16 protein-coding genes are annotated in these 18,114 nt (G+C 62.2%); 8 read left to right on the forward strand and 8 right to left on the reverse strand.

The genetic code is table 11. The features are described 5' to 3' along the window. Positions 1 to 20: 20 nt before the first annotated feature. Positions 21 to 953: an iron-sulfur-binding ferredoxin reductase gene (locus tag C8K58_RS26390; protein ID WP_108574621.1), complete on the reverse strand. Its 933-nt coding sequence runs from the start codon at positions 951 to 953 to the stop codon at positions 21 to 23. A 217-nt stretch (positions 954 to 1,170) separates the two neighbouring features. Between C8K58_RS26390 and C8K58_RS26395 the strand changes: the two genes are divergently transcribed. From C8K58_RS26395 to C8K58_RS26410, 4 genes are all read left to right on the forward strand, one after another. Further along, positions 1,171 to 2,694 carry a fumarate hydratase gene (locus C8K58_RS26395; protein WP_027605509.1) on the forward strand — a complete coding sequence of 508 codons (1,524 nt, stop codon included), beginning with the start codon at positions 1,171 to 1,173 and terminating at the stop codon, positions 2,692 to 2,694. Between the two features lie 219 nt (positions 2,695 to 2,913). Next, complete coding sequence (locus tag C8K58_RS26400; RefSeq protein ID WP_108574622.1) at positions 2,914 to 4,680, forward strand: ATP-binding protein; 1,767 nt, start codon at positions 2,914 to 2,916, stop codon at positions 4,678 to 4,680. Further along, positions 4,674 to 6,008 carry a sigma-54 dependent transcriptional regulator gene (locus C8K58_RS26405; protein ID WP_027605507.1) on the forward strand — a complete coding sequence of 445 codons (1,335 nt, stop codon included), beginning with the start codon at positions 4,674 to 4,676 and terminating at the stop codon, positions 6,006 to 6,008. Before C8K58_RS26400 ends, C8K58_RS26405 begins: the two co-directional genes overlap by 7 nt. 167 nt (positions 6,009 to 6,175) lie before the next feature. After that, entirely contained in the window at positions 6,176 to 7,495 is a 1,320-nt protein-coding gene (locus C8K58_RS26410) for an MFS transporter (protein WP_027605506.1), read from the forward strand. A 55-nt stretch (positions 7,496 to 7,550) separates the two neighbouring features. Here C8K58_RS26410 and C8K58_RS26415 read toward each other — a convergent pair whose 3' ends face one another. Next, entirely contained in the window at positions 7,551 to 8,306 is a 756-nt protein-coding gene (locus C8K58_RS26415) for a hypothetical protein (protein ID WP_108574623.1), read from the reverse strand. A gap of 177 nt (positions 8,307 to 8,483) precedes the next feature. On the opposite strand from C8K58_RS26415, the gene C8K58_RS26420 reads away from it, so the two are divergent. Then, positions 8,484 to 9,116: a flavin reductase family protein gene (locus C8K58_RS26420; protein WP_027605504.1), complete on the forward strand. Its 633-nt coding sequence runs from the start codon at positions 8,484 to 8,486 to the stop codon at positions 9,114 to 9,116. A 125-nt stretch (positions 9,117 to 9,241) separates the two neighbouring features. On the opposite strand, the gene C8K58_RS26425 is transcribed toward C8K58_RS26420, so the two are convergent. Together C8K58_RS26425 and C8K58_RS26430 are read right to left on the reverse strand one after the other, a co-directional pair. Then, entirely contained in the window at positions 9,242 to 9,487 is a 246-nt protein-coding gene (locus C8K58_RS26425) for a hypothetical protein (protein WP_027605503.1), read from the reverse strand. Positions 9,488 to 9,529: 42 nt separating this feature from the next. Then, positions 9,530 to 9,871 carry an antibiotic biosynthesis monooxygenase family protein gene (locus C8K58_RS26430; RefSeq protein WP_065925866.1) on the reverse strand — a complete coding sequence of 114 codons (342 nt, stop codon included), beginning with the start codon at positions 9,869 to 9,871 and terminating at the stop codon, positions 9,530 to 9,532. A gap of 328 nt (positions 9,872 to 10,199) precedes the next feature. On the opposite strand from C8K58_RS26430, the gene C8K58_RS26435 reads away from it, so the two are divergent. Then, positions 10,200 to 11,129 (forward strand): AraC family transcriptional regulator, encoded by a 930-nt coding sequence (locus tag C8K58_RS26435; RefSeq protein ID WP_027605501.1) that lies wholly within the window; start codon positions 10,200 to 10,202, stop codon positions 11,127 to 11,129. A gap of 62 nt (positions 11,130 to 11,191) precedes the next feature. On the opposite strand, the gene C8K58_RS26440 is transcribed toward C8K58_RS26435, so the two are convergent. Genes C8K58_RS26440 through edd form a run of 4 tightly spaced genes read right to left on the reverse strand, consistent with a single transcriptional unit; the run spans position 11,192 to position 16,197 of the window. Next, positions 11,192 to 12,661: an ATP-binding protein gene (locus C8K58_RS26440; RefSeq protein ID WP_108574624.1), complete on the reverse strand. Its 1,470-nt coding sequence runs from the start codon at positions 12,659 to 12,661 to the stop codon at positions 11,192 to 11,194. Continuing rightward, the gene (locus C8K58_RS26445) at positions 12,651 to 13,385 is read right to left on the reverse strand and encodes a response regulator (RefSeq protein ID WP_024077192.1); all 735 of its coding nucleotides are present in this window, start codon (positions 13,383 to 13,385) and stop codon (positions 12,651 to 12,653) included. The genes C8K58_RS26440 and C8K58_RS26445 overlap by 11 nt, the downstream gene beginning before the upstream one ends. A gap of 32 nt (positions 13,386 to 13,417) precedes the next feature. Then, on the reverse strand, positions 13,418 to 14,374 hold the full coding sequence (locus tag C8K58_RS26450; RefSeq protein WP_108574625.1) for a glucokinase: 957 nt from the start codon (positions 14,372 to 14,374) through the stop codon (positions 13,418 to 13,420). After that, the gene (gene edd / locus C8K58_RS26455) at positions 14,371 to 16,197 is read right to left on the reverse strand and encodes a phosphogluconate dehydratase (protein ID WP_027605498.1); all 1,827 of its coding nucleotides are present in this window, start codon (positions 16,195 to 16,197) and stop codon (positions 14,371 to 14,373) included. The genes C8K58_RS26450 and edd overlap by 4 nt, the downstream gene beginning before the upstream one ends. Before the next feature lie 221 nt (positions 16,198 to 16,418). Between edd and gap the strand changes: the two genes are divergently transcribed. Both gap and C8K58_RS26465 read left to right on the forward strand, forming a co-directional pair. Continuing rightward, positions 16,419 to 17,420 carry a type I glyceraldehyde-3-phosphate dehydrogenase gene (gene gap / locus C8K58_RS26460; protein WP_065925864.1) on the forward strand — a complete coding sequence of 334 codons (1,002 nt, stop codon included), beginning with the start codon at positions 16,419 to 16,421 and terminating at the stop codon, positions 17,418 to 17,420. A gap of 139 nt (positions 17,421 to 17,559) precedes the next feature. Continuing rightward, positions 17,560 to 18,078, forward strand: a complete 519-nt coding sequence (locus tag C8K58_RS26465) for an RNA polymerase sigma factor (RefSeq protein ID WP_098478838.1) — start codon at positions 17,560 to 17,562, stop codon at positions 18,076 to 18,078. Positions 18,079 to 18,114 lie beyond the last annotated feature (36 nt).

Here is an 18,114-nt window from a genome sequence, read left to right on the forward strand (position 1 = left end):
ACGGCAGTGGAATTCAGCACTCAACCACGGGGCAGGAACACATCGGCCAGCAGTTGATTGCGCGGCAGCCCCGCCAGGAACAGGCGCTTGGAGAAGGCCTCGACGCTGACAGGATGCCCGCAGAGTAAGGCCAGGGTTTGCCGGGAAACAAGCCGCAGTTGCGCCAATGCCTGGGCCGACTGCGCCGCAGTCCACAGCTCCACCGTCAGGTTCGGATGACGCGCAGCCAGTTCGGCCAGGGGCTCGGCCAGGTAATGACCGTCGGCATCATGGGCCAGGTGAATCATACGGATGGCGCCCTGGTGATCCTGGCGCAACGCCTCGCGCAGCACACCCCACAGCGGCCCCAGACCGGTACCGGAAGCCAGCAGCCACAGCGGCCGGGATTGCCAGTCGGGATCGTATTGCAGTGCTCCGCCACGCAGTTCTCCCAGGCGCAGGCGATCACCCACCGACAACGCGCGCGCGGCATCGCTGAATGCGCCGGGCTGGCGGCAATCGATATGAAACTCCAGGAAGGCATCCTCCTGAGGCAGGCTGGCCAGGGAATAAGGCCGTGCCACCTGCCCGACCCACAACACCATGTGCTGCCCGGCGCGATACCGCAGTCCACGCTCCGGTTGCAGCCGCAGGCGCAGCACCGAGGTATTCAACCAATCGGCCCCCACCACCTGGGCCGGCAGGCCGTCCCGCAGCGGGTCGAACGCCTCGACCTGCAGATCGCCGATCACCTGGCACTGGCACGCCAGGCGCCAGCCCTCCTGGCGTTGTGCCGGGCTCAAAGCAGCGGGCTGCCGGTCCTCGACCTCGCCCTGGCACCGCACCAGGCAAGCATGGCAGCTGCCGGCACGGCAACTGTAAGGCACGGCCACACCCGCCTGGTTCAAGGCATCCAGCAGGTTGCTGCCGGTGGCTACCGACCAATGGTGTTCGCCGACGTACAGTTCAGGCATAGCAGGACTCGATCACAAGGGGCGCGCACAGGGAATCATGCCTGCGACAGTTTGACCATAGTCGGGTGTATCGGCCACCGTGCCGGGTTATACTGCCGCGCCTTTTTAGCGTCGCGCCTGCACCACTTGGCGTGCCTTGGAAAGGTGGACTCAGCCGACCGATGCACCCCACTGAGCCCACCTTTATTGAATGTTCCCTTATAGAGGAGCGCGACTCATGACCGTGATCAAGCAAGACGACCTGATTCAGAGCGTTGCCGACGCCCTGCAATTCATTTCCTACTACCACCCCGTTGATTTCATCCAGGCGATGCACGAGGCCTACCTGCGCGAAGAATCGCCGGCAGCCCGTGACTCCATCGCGCAGATCCTGATCAACTCGCGCATGTGCGCCACCGGCCATCGCCCGATCTGCCAGGACACCGGTATCGTCACCGTGTTCGTGCGCGTGGGCATGGACGTACGTTGGGATGGCGCCACCATGGGCCTGGACGACATGATCAACGAAGGCGTGCGTCGCGCCTACAACCTGCCGGAAAACGTCCTGCGCGCCTCCATCCTGGCCGACCCGGCCGGTGCGCGTAAAAACACCAAGGACAACACCCCGGCCGTGATCCACTACTCCATCGTTCCGGGTAACACCGTGGAAGTGGATGTGGCGGCCAAGGGCGGCGGTTCCGAGAACAAGTCGAAGATGGCCATGCTCAACCCGTCCGACTCGATCGTCGACTGGGTGCTCAAGACCGTTCCGACCATGGGCGCCGGCTGGTGCCCACCGGGCATGCTCGGCATCGGCATCGGCGGCACCGCCGAGAAAGCCGCGGTGATGGCCAAGGAAGTGTTGATGGAATCCATCGACATCCACGAGCTGAAAAAGCGCGGCCCGCAGAACCGTATCGAAGAGATGCGCCTGGAGTTGTTCGAGAAGGTCAACCAACTGGGCATCGGCGCCCAGGGCCTGGGTGGCCTGACCACCGTGCTCGACGTGAAGATCATGGACTACCCGACCCACGCCGCTTCGCTGCCGGTGTGCATGATCCCCAACTGCGCCGCCACCCGTCACGCGCACTTCGTGCTCGACGGTTCGGGCCCGGCGTCGCTGGAAGCGCCACCGCTGGACGCCTACCCGGAAATCGTCTGGGAAGCCGGCCCATCGGCCCGCCGTGTCAACCTCGACACCCTGACCCCGGAAGAAGTACAGAGCTGGAAGCCGGGCGAAACCGTGCTGCTCAACGGCAAGATGCTCACCGGTCGCGACGCCGCGCACAAGCGCATGGTCGAGATGCTGAACAAGGGCGAAAGCCTGCCGGTGGACCTCAAGGGTCGCTTTATCTACTACGTCGGCCCGGTTGATCCGGTGCGCGAAGAAGTGGTTGGCCCGGCTGGCCCGACCACCGCGACGCGGATGGACAAGTTCACCCGTCAGATCCTCGAGCAAACCGGCCTGCTGGGCATGATCGGTAAATCCGAGCGCGGCCCTACCGCGATCGAAGCGATCAAGGACCACAAGGCCGTGTACCTGATGGCCGTGGGCGGCGCCGCTTACCTGGTGGCCCAAGCCATCAAGAAGTCGCGTGTAGTGGCCTTCGCCGAACTGGGCATGGAAGCGATCTACGAGTTCGACGTGAAAGACATGCCGGTCACCGTTGCGGTGGACAGCAAGGGCGAATCCGTCCACATCACCGGTCCTGCCATCTGGCAGAAAAAGATCAGTGAAAGCCTGGCGGTAGAAGTGCAGTAAGCACCCTCCCCCAAGACTGAGGCGACCGCGGCCCATGGCCCGGTCGCTTTTTTATTGCCTGCTGATTCACCTATGGCAAGCGGGTTTATTGTGGTGAGCGGGCTTGCCCCGCTCACCACAAGAAGCCCACTCTCCCTTCAGCCACGACAGCCCCTCACCACAAGACCCAAGCCGCTCATGCTATGGTGCACTCCCCTTACCGTGCCTGCCCATCACCGTATGATCGTGATCCCTCGCCCGCTGCGCCTGACCTTCTACTCCCTGCTGATCATCGCCGGTGCGCTGCTGGCCGCGGCCTTGGCCACGCGCCATGCCGAACGCCAGACTTTGGTGGACGATGCGGCCCGCGCCAACCAGCAGCTGGCGCTGTACGCCAATTCCCTGCACACCCTGATCGAACGCTACCGCGCCCTGCCCGCCGTGCTGGCGCTGGACTCGGAGATGATCAACGCGCTCAAAGGCCCGTTGGACGCCGGCACCCAGGACCTGCTCAACCGCAAGCTCGAACGCATCAATGGAGCGGCGCAGTCCTCCACCCTGGAGTTGATGGACCGCACCGGCCTGGCCGTGGCCGCCAGCAACTGGAACTTGCCGAGCAGTTATGTCGGGCACAACTACGCGTTTCGGCCGTATTTCAGCCAGACCAAGAGCCAGGGCACCGGGCGCTTTTACGCGGTCGGCGTGACCACCGGGATCCCGGGGTATTTCCTCTCCAGCGCCGTGCTGGATGAACACGAGCAGTTCCTTGGCGCCATGGTGGTGAAACTGGAATTCCCTGAGCTGGAGCGCGAATGGGCCCAGGGCGATGACCTGTTGCTGGTCAGCGACGCACGCGGCATCGTGTTTATCGCCAACCAACCGGGCTGGCGTTATCGCAACCTGCACCCGTTATCGGCCAGCGACCTGGTCGAACTCAAGGCCACCCGCCAATACGACAAGAAACAACTGCAGCCGCTGGACACCCAGACGTTGCAACGCTTCGACGAAAACAGCCACCTGATGCGCGTCAACGGCCCAGAAGGCAACGCCAACTACATCTGGGAGTCCCTGCCGCTGAAAGCCGAGGGCTGGACCCTGCACCTGTTGCGCAAACCCCAGTTCGCCTTTGAAGACCAGCGCAACGCCGGCCTTGCCGCCGCCGGCTCCTGGCTGGCGCTGGTGTTCCTGGTGCTGTTCCTCAGCCAACGCTGGCGCCTGGCCCGTTTGCGCCAGCGCAGCCGCGAAGAACTCGAACAGCTTGTGGAAGAGCGCACCCAGGCCCTGCGCACGGCCCAGGATGGCCTGGTGCAATCGGCGAAATTAGCGGCGCTGGGGCAGATGTCCGCCGCCCTCGCCCATGAGATCAACCAGCCCCTGACCGCCCAGCGCATGCAGTTGGCGACCCTGCGGTTGCTGTTGGACCACGGTCGGGTGGACGACGCCTACAAGGCCCTGACCCCACTGGACGATATGCTCACACGCATGGCCGCGCTGACCGGCCACCTCAAGACCTTTGCGCGCAAAAGCCCCAGCGGCCTGCGCGAACGCCTTGACCTGGCCACCGTGGTCGACCAGTCCCTGCACCTGCTCGACGCGCGCCTGCGTGATGAAGCCATCGGCACCGTGCTGGACCTGACCCGCCCCGCCTGGGTACGCGGCGACGCGATCCGCCTCGAACAGGTGCTGATCAACCTGCTGCGCAACGCCCTCGACGCCATGGCCGACAAACCCCGCAAGCGCCTGGAAATCCGCCTGCATGCCGACCAGCAACTGTGGCAACTCACGGTCAGCGACAGCGGCGGCGGGATTGCCGAAGAGCACCTCAACAGCGTGTTCGACCCGTTCTTTACCACCAAGCCGGTGGGCGACGGGCTCGGCTTGGGCCTGGCGGTTTCCTACGCTATCGTGCACGAATTGGGCGGGCGCCTGAGCGCCAGTAACCGTGGCGACGGCGCGGTATTCACCCTGACCTTGCCTATCGCGCTGGAGACACCCGACTTATGTTGAACGCGGTGATTGTGGTCGATGACGAAGCCAGCATTCGTACGGCCGTCGAGCAATGGCTGAGCTTGTCGGGGTTCGAGGTGCAGTTGTTCAGCCGCGCCGAAGCCTGCCTGGCGCAACTGCCCAAGGACTTTCCCGGGGTGATCCTGAGCGACGTGCGCATGCCCGGGCTCAGCGGCCTGGAGCTGCTGGCCGAAGTGCAGCGCCGTGACGCCGACCTGCCCGTCATCCTGCTGACCGGACATGGCGATGTACCGATGGCCGTCGAAGCCATGCGCGACGGCGCCTACGACTTCCTGGAAAAACCCTTCAGCCCCGATGCCTTGCTCAACAGCCTGCGCCGCGCATTGGACAAGCGCGGGCTGATCCTCGAAAACCGCCGCCTGCACCAACAGGCCGATCATCGGGCACAGTTGGAGTCGAGCCTGCTCGGCGTGTCCCGTGGCTTGCAGAACCTGCGCCGGCAGGTACTCGACCTGGCCACCTTGCCGGTCAACGTGCTGATCCGTGGCGAGACCGGCAGCGGCAAGGAGCTGGTCGCCCGCTGCCTGCATGACTTCGGCCCCCGTGCGAAAAAACCGTTTGTGGCGCTCAATTGCGCGGCGATTCCCGAGCAACTGTTCGAGGCCGAACTGTTCGGCCACGAAAGCGGCGCCTTCACCGGTGCCCAGGGCAAGCGCATCGGCAAACTGGAGTACGCCCATGGCGGTACCCTGTTCCTCGATGAAATCGAAAGCATGCCCCTGGCCCAGCAAGTGAAGCTGTTGCGGGTGTTGCAGGATCAGAAGCTGGAACGCCTGGGCTCCAATCAAAGCATTCATGTGGATTTACGCATCATTGCCGCGACCAAGCCGGACCTGCTGGAAGAAGCCCGCGCCGGGCGCTTTCGCGAAGACCTGGCCTATCGGCTGAACGTTGCACAACTGCGCCTGCCGCCCCTGCGCGAGCGCCGCGAAGACATCCCGCTGCTGTTCGATCACTTTGCCCAAAGCGCCGCCGAGCGCCTGGGCCGCAGCGCGGAACCGCTGAGCGGCGCGCAGTTGGGCCGCCTGCTCAGCCATGACTGGCCGGGCAACGTGCGTGAGCTGGCCAACGTCGCCGAACGCCAGGTGCTGGGCCTTGGCGAGCCGGAGCCGGAAGGGATCGAAGCCGGGCAATCGCTGGCCGCGCAGCAGGAGGCGTTCGAGGCCCATTGCCTGAAGGCTGCATTGACCCGGTATAAAGGCGATATCAAGGCGGTGCTGGCGGAGTTGCAGTTGCCACGGCGCACCTTCAACGAAAAGATGCAGCGCCATGGGTTGGCCAGGGACATGTTCCTGAAAGACGAATGAGCGGATTTCCGCTCATCACCCTCAAAAACATCAGCGACTTTCCGCCCAAAATAAAACCCAGCCCCTTCTAGACCGGGCCTTCATCTACCTGGCACAGCTCCTGCTATAGCCCCAGCCAGGCTGCGCTCGCGCCGCTCCATAAAAACAACTAGATGAAGGATCCTTCAATGGATAACTCCAACACCTTGCCCCTGGGGTCGGCGGCCGCGCCGGCCAAGGAACGTACCACCACCAGCCGCATCAAATCGATCTTCAGCGGATCGGTCGGCAACATGGTCGAGTGGTACGACTGGTATGTCTACGCCGCGTTCTCGCTGTACTTCGCCAAAGCCTTTTTCCCGAAAGGCGACACCACCGCCCAATTGCTCAACACCGCCGCGATCTTCGCCGTGGGCTTCCTGATGCGCCCCATCGGTGGCTGGCTGATGGGCCTGTACGCCGACCGTGCGGGTCGCAAAGCAGCACTGATGGCGTCGGTCCTGCTGATGTGCTTCGGCTCGTTGATCATCGCCCTGAGCCCCGGTTACGAAACCATCGGCGTCGGCGCACCGATCCTGCTGGTGTTCGCCCGCCTGCTGCAAGGCTTGTCGGTCGGTGGCGAATACGGCACCTCGGCCACCTACCTGAGTGAAATGGCCACCAAGGAACGTCGCGGTTTCTTCTCCAGCTTCCAGTACGTGACCCTGATCTCCGGCCAGCTTATCGCCCTGGCAGTACTGATCGTGCTGCAACAAGTGCTCACCACCGAGCAACTGTACGACTGGGGCTGGCGTATCCCGTTCGCCATCGGCGCCCTGTGCGCAGTGGTCGCGCTATACCTGCGTCGCGGCATGGAAGAAACCGAGTCGTTCACCAAGAAGGAAAAAGCCAAGGAAAGCGCCATGCGCACCTTGATGCGCCACCCCAAGGAACTGATGACCGTGGTCGGCCTGACCATGGGCGGCACCCTGGCCTTCTACACCTACACCACCTACATGCAGAAGTACCTGGTGAACACCGTCGGCATGAGCATTTCCGACTCCACCACGATCTCGGCGGCAACGCTGTTCCTGTTCATGTGCCTGCAACCGATCGTCGGTGGGCTGTCGGATAAAGTCGGGCGTCGGCCGATCCTGATCGCCTTCGGCATCCTCGGCACGCTGTTCACCGTACCGATCCTCACCACCCTGCACACTATCCAGACCTGGTGGGGCGCGTTCTTCCTGATCATGGCCGCGCTGATCATCGTCAGCGGCTACACCTCGATCAACGCCGTGGTCAAGGCTGAACTGTTCCCAACCGAAATCCGCGCCCTGGGCGTGGGCCTGCCCTATGCACTGACCGTGTCGATCTTCGGCGGTACCGCTGAATACATCGCGCTGTGGTTCAAGAGCATCGGCATGGAAACCGGTTACTACTGGTATGTGACTGCGTGTATTGCAGTGTCGCTGGCGGTCTATGTGACCATGAAGGACACACGCAAGCATTCGCGCATCACCACGGACTAACGGTTGGATGCAGTAACAAATGTGGGAGCGGGCTTGCCCCCTCCCACATGTTGAATCAGGACACCTCTGCTACCGGGCTCCGGCCATACCGTCGCTGTGCATACGACGCCCCGACAATCATCACCACCAGCACCCCCGCCAATACCGCCGACGATCCAATGGTGCCGAAATCCAATCCGCCCTTTTCATGGGGCTTGGTCAGGAAGTCGCCCAGGGTTGCACCAAACGGCCGGGTCAGTACAAACGCCACCCAGAACAACAGCACCGACGAGATTTGGGTGAAGTACTTGAGCGCCACCACCGCGGCAATGGTCGAGCCAATCAACAAGGCGCCACCGGCAAAGCCGAGCCCCGAATCGTCCGCCAGGAAGTCGCCCAACGCAGTGCCCAGGGTGTTGGAGAACAGGATCGCCATCCAGTAGAACAGCTCGCCTCGGAAAGTCTGCACCTTGTTCACGTTCAGCGAGTCACCACTGAGGTGCCACAAGGCAAAGATGATCATCAGGATCACGATCAGGATCATCGACCCGGTGGCGTAGCCCAGGCCCAGGGTGCGGTCCATGAAGTCCGACATGGTGGTGCCGGCGGTGCTGGTGGAAAGGATCACGATCCAGTACAGCACCGGGTTGTAGGTTTTCGACCAGAGTTGTGTCACCAGAGTGACCAGGAACACGCTGATAAGGATCATCGAGCTGATGGCGTAACCGACGTTCAGGGTCATCGACAACAAGTCCCCGGCGGTTTCGCCCAGGGTGGTTGCGCAGATTTTCATGACCCAGAACGCCAGGGTGATCTGAGGAAGTTTATTCATGCGGTAGAAGGCTCCGAGGCTCAGTCTTATAGGGGGTATCGACCTTGGGCGCAGACTGAACGGGCCGCTGTGAAAAATAGGTGGCCGCTGAATGAAAATTCCATAAGGCCGATGGAAATTCGTCGCCGTGGATTGCACTATGACGGCCTCCCAGAACCCCGCAGCAGGAACCCGGCCATGCCTGACGATATCCACTTCTACGAACCGGCCAACGGCCACGGCCTGCCACACGACCCGTTCAATGCCATTGTCGGGCCACGGCCGATTGGCTGGATTTCATCCCACGACAGTAACGGGCGCCTGAACCTGGCGCCCTACAGTTTTTTCAATGCGTTCAACTACATTCCACCGATCATTGGGTTTTCCAGCGTCGGGCGCAAAGACAGCCTGAACAACATCGAACAGACCGGCGAGTTTGTGTGGAACCTGGCCACCCGCCCGCTGGCCGAGCAGATGAACCAGAGCTGCGCGGCCGTCTCGCCGGAGGTGAATGAGTTCGAGTTGTCCGGCCTGACGCCGGTGGCGTCGAAAATCGTCGGCGTGCCGCGAGTGGGCGAGAGCCCGGTGTCGTTCGAGTGCAAGGTGACGCAGATCATCCAGCTGCAGCGCGCCGACCAGCAGTTGGTGCCCAGCTGGCTGGTGCTGGGCGAGGTGGTCGCGGTGCACATTGCCAAGTGGCTGCTCAAGGATGGGGTGTACGACACCGCAGCCGCGGAGCCGATTTTGCGTGGCGGTGGCCCGGCAGACTACTTCCAGCTGGGGCCGGAGGCGTTGTTCAAGATGTATCGCCCAGGCGCCAGCAAACCCTGACTGAAATACACCAAAAAAGTGGGAGGGGGCTTGCCCCCGATGGCAATGGCACATCCAACATCGTTGTTGACTGACACACTGCTATCGGGAGCAAGCCCCCTCCCACATTAGAGGGTCGGCGTTGTTCAGCTGGCGGCGCTCGCCCAGGTCAGTTGACCCTCTTCATCCACGCCGATCAACCGCTCGAGCTGCACGGTGGCTGCATCATCGGCATCGGAGGCGGTCTTGAACGTCTGTCCATCCAGGATCTTGTGAAACTGCGGGGCGCCCATGCCATCAAGTGCCTTGACGGCGACGGCGGCGCTGTAGCCCCCTTCACCCGGTACTACGGCGGAAACGGCTTCGTGGTGGGCAAATTGTTTACGTGCCATGTTGCAGGTCCTGGCCAATGGAAAAGTGGGCCATTCTAACCACTAACCGGCCAGTTGCAGGTACTCGCCGTAGGCATTGGCGGCAGAGGCATCGGTGAAGGTCTGGAAGTCCATGCTGCGCACGACCATGTCGTTCAACAGCTCGGTGAAGATCATCAGGGCCGGCGAGTTGAAGTAGGCGCTCATCGCCTGCTCGCTGCTCCAGAAACCCGAGATCAACCAGACATCGGGATCGACCTGGGAATGCTGCAACGAAAATTGCAGGCAACCCTGAGCCTGGCGGCCCGGTTCGATCAAACTGCTCAAGCGTGCACCCAGTTCGGTGCTGCACCCGGTGCGGGCGCGGATAAAGGCCATATGGCTCGCGGGAATGGGGGTGGACATGTTCGACTCTCCCGTTGAGAAGTGATGCTCGGCAAGCACTGTGGAGGCGTGTTGCCACAGGATCAAAGATAACGGCGCGGGTGCGGGCGCGGTTAGTCAATTCCTGCAGGCTTATTGCACAATCCTGCGAGAAGCGTAGGAAGGACGGAGGGACCGCCGACTCGATTCCACAGGCAAACGCCTTGTTTCAGGGACATGACAGCCCGAGAACTTGCCTGATTCGCGACGCTTCGCAGGATCAGGCAAGGATTGTGCAGAATCGACCTAACACTGCTTGAAAAGCCGCCGCTAAGCTGAGCCCATCAAAAAAGCATGCAGAGGACGCCTTATGCCGTCGCCCGAACATCAGTCCATGCCCCTCGACGCCGAGACGGAAAAACAGCGCGCCGAGCTGGCGAGCATCGTGCATCGTCATACCTGGGAAGACGGCTCCTATGGCACGGCGATTACGTCACTGTTCCTGAACCGCCACAACACACCGCGTGACTTCATGCCGGTGCTGGTGGAGCCGGCGTTGTGCATCCTTGCCAACGGCAGCAAGGAAGTGCGCCTGGCCGACGAAATCTTTGCCTACGACCCGCTCAATTACCTGGTGTTCTCGGTGGCGATGCCCGTGGCCGGGCGGATCATCGATGCCACGCCGGAAGATCCAAACCTGTCAGTACGCATCAATATCGACCCGGCGCAGCTCACTGCCTTGATCGCCGAGGCCGGCCCCATGGGCGTGCCCACGCGCCCGACATCGCGCGGGATGTATGTGGACCGCATCGATCCCCAGTTGCTCGACGCCGTGCTGCGCCTGGCGCGCCTGCTGGATACGCCCAAAGACATTGCCATGCTGGCGCCGCTGATCAACCGTGAAATCCTCTACCGCCTGCTGCGCGGTCCCCAGGGTTATCGCCTGTATGAAATTGCCGTGGCCAACAGCCAGAGCCATCGCGTCAGCCAGGCGATCAAGTGGCTCAATGGCAACTACGAACAACCGCTGCGCATCGATGACCTGGCCAAGGAAGTGAACCTCAGCGTCTCGACCCTGCATCACCGTTTCAAGGCAATTACCGCCATGAGTCCGTTGCAGTACCAAAAGCAGCTGCGCTTGCAGGAGGCACGTCGGCTGATGATTGCCGAAGGGCTGGAAGCGTCGGCGGCGGGGTATCGGGTGGGGTATGAAAGCCCGTCGCAGTTCAGCCGGGAGTACAGCCGGTTGTTTGGGGCACCGCCGCTGAGGGATTTGGCACGACTGCGCCAAAGCGTCTGACACACAGACGATCAAAATGTGGGAAGGGGTTTGCCCCCTCCCCTATTTGTCCAATGGTGTTTTCAGTCCAGGGTCCTGGGCAGTTGCAGGGTGACCCGCAAGCCGCCCTCACGCAAATTCTGCAAACTCACTTCACCGCCATGGCTATGGGCAATATTGCGCGCAATACCCAAGCCCAAACCGTAGCCCTGCTGCTGGCCGGCCAGGCGAAAATGCGGTTCGAAGACCTGTTCCAAACGCTGTTCCGGCACGCCAGGGCCTTCGTCGTCGACGTGCAGGATGAACTCCGCGCCATCGTCCTCAATACGCAAATGGGCGTTCTGCCCGTACTTCAAGGCATTGTCGATCAGGTTGCCGATGCAGCGCTTGAGCGCCAGCGGCTTGCCCGGGTAAGCCGCCACCGCTGCGCCGTCCAGGGTGACCCGGCCGTTGCCGTTGGGGGCCACATAAGGCTCCACCAGGCATTCGAGCACATGGTTGAGGTCGACCGGCTGGATGTTCTCGTGGATATCGGTGTCTTTCACACATTGCAGCGCGCCTTTGACCAGCAACTCCAACTCATCCAGGTCACGGCCGAACTTGGTTTGCAGGTTCTCGTCTTCGAGCAATTCCACGCGCAGGCGCAGGCGGGTAATCGGTGTGCGCAGGTCGTGGGAAATCGCGCTGAACAACTGGCTGCGCTCCGTGAGGTAACGGCTGATGCGTTCGCGCATGGCATTGAACGCGCGGCCCACTTCCACCACTTCACTGCCGCCGCCTTCGGCCACCGGCTCCACATCGGCCCCCAGGGACATGTCTCGCGCCGCCCGCGCCAGGCGCTTGAGCGGCCGGCTTTGCCAGTGCACCAGCAGGCCGATGAACAGCAGCAAGAAGCCGCTGGTCAGCACGATGAACCACACCTGCTGGGACGGCAGGCCCTGTTCTTCCAGGCTGGTGTAGGGCTCGGGCAACAGCGAAGCGATGTACAGCCATTCGCCGGGGGCGAGTTCGATCTGGGTCACCAATACCGGCGGGTTGACCGGTTCCAGGGTCAGCGCGTAATGGGCCCAGGAGCGCGGCAACTCATCCAGTTTCAAGCCGGCGTTGAAGATGCGCAGGTCTTCGGCGCTGACGAACTCCACCGAGATAGGCACTTCGGCGCCCAGGGTCTGGCGCAGGACTTCATCCACGGCCACCAGCACCGCCTGTTTACGCGGGGTTTGCGGCAACACTTGCATGTCGAGGGGCCGATCATTCAGGGTCACGACAAAACGAGTGCCGCCCATACTGCGCAGCTGGTCAAGGACCAACGGCCGATAGGCCACCGGCAACGAACGGAAATAACTCACGCTGGCGGTCATCGAGTGCGCCAGGCTACGGGCGCTGGTGACCAGGCCTTCTAGCTGGGTGGCGCGCAACTGCGAGACCCAGATCACGCTGGACAGCGCCTGGGCGAACAGCACTGCAAGCAAGGTCAGCAACAACATGCGCCCCAGCAGCGAGCGCGGTACCGGGAAGCGCCGGCGGCGTTCGCTCAGCGGCTCAGTGGGCATTGCCGGCAACCACGCTGGCTGCCAGTTGATAGCCGCTGCCGCGCACGGTGCGGATCAGCCTCGGGGGTTTTTCGGTGTCGCGTAGGCGTTGACGCAGGCGGCTGACAGCCATGTCGACGATCCGGTCCAGCGGCATCAGGTCGCGGCCACGGGTGGCATTGCCGATGGTGTCGCGGTCGAGAATCTGCTGCGGGTGATCGAGAAACAGCTTGAGCAGGGCAAAGTCGGCACCGGAGAGGATCACCTCTTCGCCATCCACGTGGAACAGCCGATGACTGATCATATCCAGGCGCCACTCATCGAACACCAGCACATCGCCATTGCCGCTGCGCTCCTGGCCGAACTGGCAGCGGCGCAACAAGGCCTTGATCCGCGCCTGCAACTCACGGGGGCTGAAGGGCTTGCCGATATAGTCGTCGGCCCCCAGTTCCAGGCCGATCACGCGGTCGGCTTCGTCGGAACTGGCGGTGAGCATGATGATCGGCACCTGCGCCTGGCGCGGGTGCTGGCGAATCCAGCGGCAAAGGCTGAAACCGTCTTCGTCCGGCAGCATCACATCGAGGATGACCAGATCGCACGGCGCCTCGTTCATCGCCTGGCGGAACCCCGCGCCATCCGGCACGCCACGCACCTGGAAACCGGCGCGACTGAGGTAGGTCTGCAGCAATTCGCGGATTTCCTGGTCGTCGTCGACGAGGAGAATCGATTTACTGATTACGCTCACGGGGTCCTCCTTGTTGTTATAGGGGGTGCGGGTCAGGCAAACGCCTGCTCCAATGCGACGCCCGCCCCGGTCAACCCGGAATACGGCGCGGTCACCAGCCACACCGGGATGCCCTTGAAGTAGTCGCTCATGCAGCCTTTGTCACTGAAGCTCCTGGCAAAACCGCTGTGGATGAAGAAGTCGGCAAACCGCGGAATCACCCCACCCACGATATACACACCACCGCGTCCACCGGTGGTCAGCACATTGTTGCCGGCCACCCGGCCCAGCCAGATGCTGAATTGATCCAACACTTCCATGGCCACCGGGTCGCCCGCCAGGCCCGCCGCCGTGATGGCTTCGGGGGTGTCGAGCACGGGTGTGTGGCCATCGACCGCGCAAATCGCCCGGTACAGACGCGGCAGACCGCCACCGCTCAAGGCGGTTTCGGCGCTGACGTGGCCGATCTCGCTGTAGATATGCTGCCACAGCTGGGTTTCCCGTGGGCTGCTCAGGGGCAGGTCGACATGGCCACCCTCCCCCGGCAACGCCGCAAAGCGGCCTGCGCCGAGATCCAGCAGGGTACCGACGCCCAGGCCGGTGCCCGGACCGATCACCACCGCCGGGCGCAACGGTTCCGGCGTGCCTTCGCAGACCACGCGGAATTCGTCGGGCTTGAGGCGAGTCATGCCCAGGGCCATGGCCGAGAAGTCATTGACCAGCAACAGCTCATCCACCTGCAAGGCCTGGCAAAACGCAGTCTTGCTCAAGCGCCAGTGATTGTTGGTGAATTTGAATTCATCCCCGCTCACCGGCCCGGCGACCGACAGGCACACCGCACCGATGTCGCCGATTTGCAGGCCTTCTTCCTTGAGGTAGACCTTGATCGCGTCCTCAGGGCTTTGGTGATCAGCCGTGGCATGCACCCGGATCGAATGCAGTGCCTGATCTCGCCACAACGCAAAACGGGCGTTGGTACCCCCGATGTCACCGACCAGCGCTAGCTTCACTTAAGCGTCTCCAAGGCACAGGTAAAGGCGCTGGCGCCCTGCTCTGCGGAGCTTGCGGCCAAGCGCATAAATGCAAACAGCTCGCGACCGGCCCCCACGTTATTGCCCAACAGGCCCGTGGCAGGCGTGCGCGCTGCAAATTCTTCGGCGTCCACCTTAAGCTCCAAGGTGCCCTTCACGCCATCCACGCGAATGATATCGCCATCTTTGACCCGTGCCAGTGGCCCGCCGCTCTGGGCTTCGGGGTTGACGTGAATCGCGGCGGGGATCTTACCCGACGCGCCGGACATACGCCCGTCTGTCACCAGTGCGACTTTGAAGCCACGGTCCTGCAGCACGCCGAGGAACGGCGTCATCTTGTGCAGTTCCGGCATGCCGTTGGAGCGCGGGCCCTGGAAGCGCATCACGGCGACAAAATCCTTTTCCAGCTGGCCGGCCTTGAACGCATCGGCCAGGTCCTGCTGGTCCTGGAACACCACCGCCGGCGCTTCGACGATCTGATGCTCAGGCGCTACGGCAGAGACTTTCATGACACCGCGGCCGAGGTTGCCTTCCATCACACGCAGGCCGCCTTCCGGCGAGAACGCACGCGCCACAGGGCGCAGGATGGTTTCGTCGAGGCTTTCGATCGGGCCGTCGCGCCACACCAGCTCGCCGTCGACCAGGAATGGTTCCTGGACATAACGGCTCAGGCCCTTGCCCGCCACGGTGTTGACGTCGTCGTGAAGCAGGCCGGCTTCAAGCAGCTCGCGGATCAGGAACGACATGCCGCCCGCTGCCTGGAAGTGGTTGATGTCGGCCTTGCCGTTTGGATACACGTGGGACAAGGTCGGCACCACCTCGGAGAGGTCGGCCATGTCGTCCCAGGTGAGGATGATGCCCGCCGACATGGCGATGGCCGGCATGTGCAGGGTGTGGTTGGTGGAGCCGCCCGTCGCGTTGAGCGCAACGATGGCGTTGACGATGGATTTCTCATCGACGATCTCGCCGATCGGCGTGAAGTTGCCGTTGGCCTTGGTCAAGCGCGTGACCTGGTGCGCGGCTTCGCGGGTCAGGGCGTCACGCAGCGGCGTGTACGGGTTGACGAACGAGGCACCCGGCAAATGCAGGCCCATCACTTCCATCAGCAGTTGATTGGTGTTGGCGGTGCCGTAGAAGGTGCAGGTGCCGGGGCTGTGGTAGGACTTCATCTCCGATTCCAGCAGCTCTTCGCGAGTGGCCTTGCCTTCGGCGTAGCGCTGGCGCACATCGGCCTTCTGCTTGTTGGAGATGCCCGAAGGCATCGGCCCGCCCGGTACGAAGATCATCGGCAGGTGGCCGTAGCGCAGCGCGCCCATCATCAGGCCGGGCACGATCTTGTCGCAGATGCCCAGCATCAGCGCGGCGTCGAACATGTTGTGGGACAGCGCTACCGCCGTGGACATGGCGATGACTTCACGGCTGAGCAGGCTCAGCTCCATGCCGGGCTCGCCCTGGGTCACGCCGTCGCACATGGCCGGGGTGCCGCCAGCGAACTGGCCGACCGAGCCGACTTCGCGCAGGGCTTTCTTGATTTGTTCCGGGAAATGTTCGTACGGCTGGTGCGCCGAGAGCATGTCGTTATATGACGAAACAATTGCCACGTTGGCGGCGTTCATCATGCGCAGGCTATTTTTATCTTCGGTGCCGCAACCGGCCACGCCATGGGCGAAGTTGGCGCATTGCAGCTTGCCGCGCATCGGACCGTCGCTGGCTGCGCCGCGAATGAGCGCAAGGTAAGCCTCACGAGTGGCGCGGCTGCGGGCGATAAGCCGTTCGGTGACCTCAAGGACGCGGGGATGCATGTGTAGAACTCCAGGCTAACGGATGTGGCGACCTGAGTGTCTATGCTGATCAAACGCCCGCAGCTCATGGGATGGCAGAGAGTCGTTTGGATCATCGGACCAGTTGATTCAGGTCACTCGTTGTAGATTGAACAAAATATTGCCACTAAAAAGGCTTGTTTTCTATTTTTATGCGAATAATCTTGTAATTCTTACAACAAATCGACGACAGGCACTTTCCAATGACTCTTCGTATCGCAATCAATGGTTTTGGCCGTATCGGCCGTAATGTCCTGCGCGCACTGTATACCCAAGGCTATCGCCAGGATTTGCAGATCGTCGCCATCAATGATTTGGGCGACAGCTCGATCAACGCCCACCTGCTCAAATACGACACCGTGCACGGCACTTTCGATGCAGAGGTCGCCCACGATCAGGAAAGCCTGACCGTCAATGGTGACCGGATTGCCGTCAGTGCCATTCGCAACCCGGCCGACCTGCCGTGGGCGGCGCACAAGGTCGACGTGGTGTTCGAATGCACCGGTCTGTTCACCGACCGTGACAAGGCTGCCGCCCATATTACCGCCGGCGCACGCAAGGTGATCATCTCCGCCCCGGCCAAAGGCGCGGACGCGACCGTGGTCTACGGCGTGAACCACGACATCCTGCGTCAATCCCACCAGATCATCTCCAACGCCTCGTGCACCACCAACTGCCTGGCGCCGGTCGCCCAGGTGCTGCATCGCGAATTGGGTATCGAAAGCGGCTTGATGACCACGATTCATGCCTATACCAACGACCAGAACCTGACGGACGTCTACCACACCGACCCGTACCGCGCGCGTTCGGCCACCCAGAACATGATCCCAAGCAAGACCGGCGCCGCCGAAGCGGTGGGCCTGGTGCTGCCGGAGCTGGCAGGCAAGCTGACCGGCATGGCCGTGCGTGTACCGGTGATCAACGTGTCGCTGGTGGACCTCACCGTGCAGTTGAAGAAAGACGCCACTGCCGACGAAGTCAACGCACTGCTCAAGGAAGCCAGCCAACACTCGAAGATCCTCGGCTATAACACCCTGCCGCTGGTCTCCAGTGACTTCAACCATAACCCGCTGTCGTCGATCTTCGATGCCAACCACACCAAGGTCAGCGGCAAGCTGCTGAAAGTGCTGGCCTGGTATGACAACGAGTGGGGCTTCTCGAACCGCATGCTGGATAACTGCCTGGCGTTGTGCAACGCCGAGTAATGCGGTCCTGTGGGAGGGGCAAGTCGAATCGTCGCACCGCCCTTCCCACATTGTTCTATGTAGACACAGAGGAATAGCCACTTGCCATTTGAGTTGATGATAAGCATTATCATTAACTGCAAATCGGTCTGGTATCACTGTGAGCCAATCTCGCTTCAACCAAGTCTTTCTCACCCAACGGGTGATTCTGCTACGCACCTTGCAGCGGATGGTGAATAACCACAGCACCGCCGAGGACCTGTTGCAGGAAACCTACCTGCGCGTCACCCGGGCCCTCAGCGAGCGGCCGATCGATCACCTCGAACCCTTCGTCTACCAGACCGCGCGTAACCTGGCGCTGGATCATTTGCGTTCGCGCAGGGTTCAGGCGCGCACCCTGCAGGAAGATGTACCGCTGGAGATCCTGCAAAGCGTCGCCGCCCCCATCAGCACCCCCGAAGACGCAACCCAGGCCGAGCAATTGCTTGAACACCTGAGCATCAGCCTCGGCCAGTTGAGCGCGCGCCAGCAGCAGATTTTCATCCTCAGCCGCCTGCACGGTTGCAGCTACCAGGAGATCGCCGATCAGTTGGACGTGTCCTTGAGCACCGTGCAAAAGGAACTGAAATTGATCATGGCCATTTGTGTAGGTGTGGCCGAAAGACTGGATCGGCCTTAAGCTTCAGCCGACAGAATTGTCGACCCAAGCTGTAGG

This window comes from Pseudomonas sp. GV047 (genome assembly GCF_003058245.1).
Classification (GTDB): Bacteria; Pseudomonadota; Gammaproteobacteria; order Pseudomonadales; family Pseudomonadaceae; genus Aquipseudomonas; species Aquipseudomonas marginalis.

Excerpts from the sequence above, each read along its gene's own strand:
- C8K58_RS26390 (WP_108574621.1), bottom strand. The coding sequence starts at position 953 with ATGCCTGAACTGTACGTCGGCGAACACCATTGGTCGGTAGCCACCGGC.
- C8K58_RS26395 (WP_027605509.1), top strand. The coding sequence starts at position 1,171 with ATGACCGTGATCAAGCAAGACGACCTGATTCAGAGCGTTGCCGACGCC.
- C8K58_RS26400 (WP_108574622.1), top strand. The coding sequence starts at position 2,914 with ATGATCGTGATCCCTCGCCCGCTGCGCCTGACCTTCTACTCCCTGCTG.
- C8K58_RS26405 (WP_027605507.1), top strand. The coding sequence starts at position 4,674 with ATGTTGAACGCGGTGATTGTGGTCGATGACGAAGCCAGCATTCGTACG.
- C8K58_RS26410 (WP_027605506.1), top strand. The coding sequence starts at position 6,176 with ATGGATAACTCCAACACCTTGCCCCTGGGGTCGGCGGCCGCGCCGGCC.
- C8K58_RS26415 (WP_108574623.1), bottom strand. The coding sequence starts at position 8,306 with ATGAATAAACTTCCTCAGATCACCCTGGCGTTCTGGGTCATGAAAATC.
- C8K58_RS26420 (WP_027605504.1), top strand. The coding sequence starts at position 8,484 with ATGCCTGACGATATCCACTTCTACGAACCGGCCAACGGCCACGGCCTG.
- C8K58_RS26425 (WP_027605503.1), bottom strand. The coding sequence starts at position 9,487 with ATGGCACGTAAACAATTTGCCCACCACGAAGCCGTTTCCGCCGTAGTA.
- C8K58_RS26430 (WP_065925866.1), bottom strand. The coding sequence starts at position 9,871 with ATGTCCACCCCCATTCCCGCGAGCCATATGGCCTTTATCCGCGCCCGC.
- C8K58_RS26435 (WP_027605501.1), top strand. The coding sequence starts at position 10,200 with ATGCCGTCGCCCGAACATCAGTCCATGCCCCTCGACGCCGAGACGGAA.
- C8K58_RS26440 (WP_108574624.1), bottom strand. The coding sequence starts at position 12,661 with ATGCCCACTGAGCCGCTGAGCGAACGCCGCCGGCGCTTCCCGGTACCG.
- edd (WP_027605498.1), bottom strand. The coding sequence starts at position 16,197 with ATGCATCCCCGCGTCCTTGAGGTCACCGAACGGCTTATCGCCCGCAGC.
- gap (WP_065925864.1), top strand. The coding sequence starts at position 16,419 with ATGACTCTTCGTATCGCAATCAATGGTTTTGGCCGTATCGGCCGTAAT.